5 protein-coding genes and 1 tRNA gene are annotated in these 4,920 nt (G+C 58.4%); 5 read left to right on the forward strand and 1 reads right to left on the reverse strand.

Translation table 11 applies throughout. The features are described from left to right. Positions 1-489: MFS transporter (locus ACTHV6_RS06395; RefSeq protein WP_441386452.1), on the forward strand; the 489-nt coding region annotated here is incomplete at its 5' end. 36 nt (positions 490-525) lie between these two features. Here ACTHV6_RS06395 and serC read toward each other — a convergent pair. Beyond that, positions 526-1,632, reverse strand: coding sequence for a phosphoserine transaminase (serC, locus tag ACTHV6_RS06400; protein ID WP_441386453.1), 1,107 nt, complete (start codon positions 1,630-1,632; stop codon positions 526-528). A gap of 202 nt (positions 1,633-1,834) precedes the next feature. On the opposite strand from serC, the gene ACTHV6_RS06405 reads away from it, so the two are divergent. From ACTHV6_RS06405 to ACTHV6_RS06420, 4 genes are all read left to right on the forward strand, one after another. Beyond that, positions 1,835-2,533 (forward strand): metal-dependent transcriptional regulator, encoded by a 699-nt coding sequence (locus tag ACTHV6_RS06405; protein WP_441386454.1) that lies wholly within the window; start codon positions 1,835-1,837, stop codon positions 2,531-2,533. A 279-nt stretch (positions 2,534-2,812) separates the two neighbouring features. After that, on the forward strand, positions 2,813-3,601 hold the full coding sequence (locus tag ACTHV6_RS06410) for a C40 family peptidase (RefSeq protein ID WP_441386455.1): 789 nt from the start codon (positions 2,813-2,815) through the stop codon (positions 3,599-3,601). 139 nt (positions 3,602-3,740) lie between these two features. Further along, positions 3,741-4,652, forward strand: a complete 912-nt coding sequence (locus ACTHV6_RS06415; RefSeq protein ID WP_441386456.1) for a universal stress protein — start codon at positions 3,741-3,743, stop codon at positions 4,650-4,652. A 194-nt stretch (positions 4,653-4,846) separates the two neighbouring features. Then, positions 4,847-4,918, forward strand: a tRNA-Arg gene (locus ACTHV6_RS06420). Positions 4,919-4,920: the final 2 nt, after the last annotated feature.

Genomic DNA, 4,920 nt, shown 5'->3' on the forward strand with positions numbered 1-4,920 from the left:
ATCGTGGTGATGGCCGCCTTCGGCTTCGCCATCGCAGCAACACTCAATGCGACCATGCCCACCTATCCTCTCTACGCGATCTCTCTGGTTCCTGTGGGCCTCATGATGCTGACACTGCTCACCAGTGCAAACACGGCGGTTCAGATGTCCACGGACCCGAAGATGCGCGGGCGTGTGATGGCGCTCTACCAAACGGTGATGCAAGGGTCCACGCCCATCGGCGCACTGCTCGTGGGATGGATTTCCGAGGCCTTCAGCCCGCGTTGGGGAGTTGGAATCGGCGCTATTTCTGCTTTCGTTGTTGTGGCGGCAGCCTACTTCTGGGGCAGGCGTACATGGGACGTGCAAGTTCGTTACCGGCTGCATTCGCGCCCTCACCTTGATATTCGCGGCCCGCTTGAGCACGAGCGTGAAGAAGCTGAAGAAAAGGCTAACCGGGAGATTGCCCGCACGCAGGGCGATAAGATCCCCGGCGATCACGCGAGGTGAGTGGCAGTGCACGTGTAGTGCACCTAGACATGCGCGCTACTTCTTGTGATCGATGATCCAATCGAGGCATGCCAGCAGCGCCTCCACATCCGCCAACTCAACGTTGGGGAATGTCCCAATACGCAGCTGATTACGGCCCAGGCTACGGTAAGGATCGATATCCACCACGCCATGGCTCCTCAGAATCTTGCTGACCTTCGCCGTGTTGACGGATTCGTCAAAATCTACCGTGGCCACAACGGGAGATCGGTACTGAGGCTGAGTAACGAACGGAGTGGCGTCGTTCCGCGAGGTGGCCCAGTTGTATACGGCGGAGGAGGAACGTTCTGTCCGTTGTGCCATCGCGGAGAGCCCTCCCTGATCGAGCATCCATGTCAGCTGCTCATCAATGAGCAGGAGAGTGGCGATTGCTGGGGTGTTGAGGGTCTGATCCTTTCGCGAATTCTCCACGGCCAACTGGAGATTCAAAATATCCGGTACCCAACGCTCACTCGTCAACTTCTGGATACGGGCTAAAGCCGCAGGTGAGGCGATAGCCAGCCACAGGCCGCCGTCGGCCCCAAAATTCTTTTGAGGAGAGAAGTAATAGACGTCGGTCTGCGAAACGTCCACGTCAACTCCGCCGGCAGCAGAGGTGGCGTCCACGAGCGTCAGCGCTCCTACGCCGCCGAATCGGCTCACCGGGGAGATTGCTCCGGTGGAGGTCTCGTTGTGTGCGTATAGATAGGTGTCAATGCCTTCGGCGCTTTCGCACAGAGCGACGCCCCCCGGTGCGCTGCGCTTGATATCCACCCCATCGATCCACGGTGCGCGGGTAATGGCCTTGACCACCTTGCCAGAGAATTCGCCGAACACGGCGGCTTGGGCGCGGGATTCCACTAGGCAGAAAGTGATGGCATCCCAGAATAGCGAGGCGCCGCCTGTGCCCAGCAGTACTTCGTAGCCATCTGGGATGGCGAACAGATCACCGATCTTCTCGCGAATACTCGCGACTACCTGCTTGACTGGCTGTTGCCGGTGCGACGTTCCCAATGGGCTATCGGGGGCGGTGAGCCGCGCCAGTTGTTGGCTGCGGAGCTTTGAGGGGCCAGAACCGAACCGGCCATCGCTCGGGAGAAGATGAGCGGGAATCTGCAGAGTCATACCTCTATTTTGCCCTGTTGAAGGCTGTGTGTAGAGGCTGTCCGGAAATTGCTCTCGCCCGCGGCTAAACCGCGTGACTTGCGCATTTTGGTGAGGAAAAATGCGTATAAACGCGTCCGACTCGACTATTGTCTATGGGGTTACATAGGCTCGGATGCAGCAGCATTCGGTTGGCGCTGTGCCACGCGACAAGGAGCAAAATATGAGCGGCGATCTTGTGGATACCACTGAGATGTACCTCAAGGCTATCTACGAGCTGGAGGAAGAAGGTGTACCGCCTCTTCGCGCCCGCTTGGTAGAACGGTTGGAGCAGTCCAAGCCGACCGTGTCCGAAACCGTGGCGCGCCTGCAGCGCGACGGCCTGCTCTCCATCGTTGGTTCGCGCACAATCCAGCTCTCACCAGAGGGAAGGCGTCAAGCCACCAACGTGATGAGGAAGCACAGGCTTGCCGAACGGCTGTTGCTTGATGTTCTCAACGTTGACTGGGTGGATGTCCATGATGAGGCGTGCCGTTGGGAACACGTGATCTCCGACGGAGTGGAAGAAAAGATCGCCACACTGCTCGCGAATGAAGAGGCAGATCCTTTCGGTAACTCGATTCCAGAACCTGAAACCTCGGGCCCCGGTGCCCAAGCAGCGGAGCCTTCGGGACTCACACGCGTCAATGACTACGTGGGCGCGAACCCAGAGGGTGGAGATGTTATCTTGGCCCGCATTGGCGAAGTACTCCAAACGGACGCCGGGTTGCTTGCCGAATTCCAGGCAGCAGGATTCGCACCCAACGTGCAGGTACGGCTCACTCGTGGCGGCGAGGACACGTGGTACATGGACTTCGCCAACGGATCCACGATTACGCTGACGCCGTGGGCCCAAGGCCATTTGCTGATTCGAGAGAAGTAGACCCGGATCACTGAGGCCATTTACGGCAGTGGCGTGGCCGACACGCCGAGGGCCAAATGCGTCACATTCCGTTATCTAGTTCGTGATCTGGTGCGCCATATCTAGCTGTGAAATCTCTGAAAACCGCTTAGTTCCGCCAAAAAATGGCAAATATGACGTGCGTCATATAGCGTTACCTAAACGTGACATTTGGTTATAAAGCCGTTAGTGTCTTACTTAGACAAAAGTTCTTGGTGGCTTCGGCCGCCGGACTGAGTGAAGTATCAAGGAGACATCTCAATGACCGGACGCCATGCGATCACACGCGGGGCTGCGCTCAACACCGTAAATACCCCTGCCGGACGTGGCCTCATCGCCGCAATGGCAGTCGGAACTGCATTTGGCGTCACGCTGCCAGCTGCGAACGCTGCCGAAGTGACAACCAATGACATCAACGGTGCGGCCATCCTCACGGCGAAGTCTGATACTAGGGACGCGACCGGTGGTGCGGAAGCTGAGGCTGACTCGATTCCCGGGGTCACCACAATGAATGATGTTGATTGGGGTGGCGCTGAAGACGTAAGTTTTGCGAGCGAAGACAAGGGCGATATCGAAGTTCAGGTAGCGGTCGAAGAGCCTGAGCCCGAGCCCGTAGTTGAGGAGGCTGCACCAGCAGCTGAGACCACAACTCAGGCTGCTGAAGCACCCGCTCAATCCGAACCGGCTCCTCAGCAAGCAGCTCCTGCATCGGGTGTTTCCGGCATTGTCGGTACCGCGATGTCCTACACTGGTTCTCCTTACGTATGGGGTGGCACCACCCCATCTGGTTGGGACTGCATCGGCTTCGTCCGCTACGTCTTCGCCCAGCACGGCGTTTCGATCGGCGGCTACACCACGTCCGTTCTCTCCGCTGGTACGCAGGTTCCTTACTCGCAGGCTCAGGCCGGCGATATCCTCTACTGGCCCGGTCACGTGGCCATCAGCTTGGGTAATGGCCAGAACGTTGGCGCGTGGAACGAAGGCATGGGCACTCGCGTTGGTCCAGATTCTTGGATCGGCGGAACCCCCACCGTTATCCGCGTGGGCTAATCGAATAAAGCTTAGAAGGGGGCCAGCGGAAGCTGGCCTCCTTCTTTTTCTGACCTCAGACTCACTTTGGTCCCTGCGTTTGTTGCCACAACGTGCCAGAATTGACGTGCACGGCAACTTTTCTCTGGAGGGGGCAGGTATGGCGTATCGTCACGAAAATCTAGTGGTTTGCGGGATCGATGGTTCCGAGTTCTCACTCAATGCGCTGGAGTGGGCTGCGCAGGAGGCAAAGGTACGCGGTGCGCATCTTGACATCGTTGCTTGTTATGAGCGGCCAGGCTATTCACCGGCGGGCGATGAGCCGAGCGGGCCGCTACTCGAGGCCGGGGCGCAGAAGATCCTTGAGAACGCGGAACAACAAGTCAAGGACACTGTTCTGGATTATGCCCTTCACCTGTCCGCCGAAGACCCAACATCCGAACTCATCCAAAGGTCAAAATCCGCAGCACGTCTGGTATTGGGCGCGCGCGGCGGCTCCGGCGGATTCGCGGATCGGCTCCTTGGTTCCGTGGCGTCGACAGTTTCTTCGCGGTCCTATTGCTCGGTCGTCATCGTCCCATCGGGCCCTGTGCGGGAGGTGCTGCCAGTGAAGCACATCGTCTGCGGCGTTGATGGTTCAGAATCATCGCTGGTTGCCTTGGACCTTGCAGTGCGTGAAGCGGTGCGCTGGGGTGCGCGGCTTTCCTGTGTAGGTGCCGTGAGCTTTGCTGGTGGTGCGTGGTTGCCCGGTGGTGGTTACCATCAGGAGGTTCTGGACGATGTGCGGGAAGGTCTCAAAGAAGCTGTAGAGAACGCGCGGCAAGGATACGACGTTGATATACGTTGCCATGCCATCGAAGGCAATCCTGCAGCTCTCATGACAGAGTTCTCCACAGCAGTTGATCTTCTTGTTGTTGGCTCGCGTGGACGTGGTGGCTTCGCTGGATTACTTCTGGGGTCCACAAGCCAGTCGATCATCCAGCATGCGACGTGCCCTGTAGCGGTTGTTCCCCGCCGGACACGCAACAATGAAGATATCGGCGGTCCAGCTGTTCCGTGGAGCAGAGTGTAACAACGGTCGTTGCCTCGTTGCCTCGTTGCCTCGTTGCCTCGTTGGCGTGGCCTGCGTGTCACGGGTGCTCGTTTACGCGGCAATCTCCCGTGTACGTCACAGGTATCCGCGTACCCCGTGGACTCCTGTGTGCATCACAGGCAGTGAACCTGATTCGGTAGGAGTCCCGCAAAGTCGCTACACTAGTCAGGTCCGCCCTTGTAGCTCAGAGGAAGAGCGACCGCCTCCTAAGCGGTAGGTCGAAGGTTCGAATCCTTTCGGGGGCACT

The sequence above is a fragment of the Ancrocorticia sp. genome (genome assembly GCF_052089425.1).
GTDB lineage: Bacteria > Actinomycetota > Actinomycetes > Actinomycetales > Actinomycetaceae > Ancrocorticia.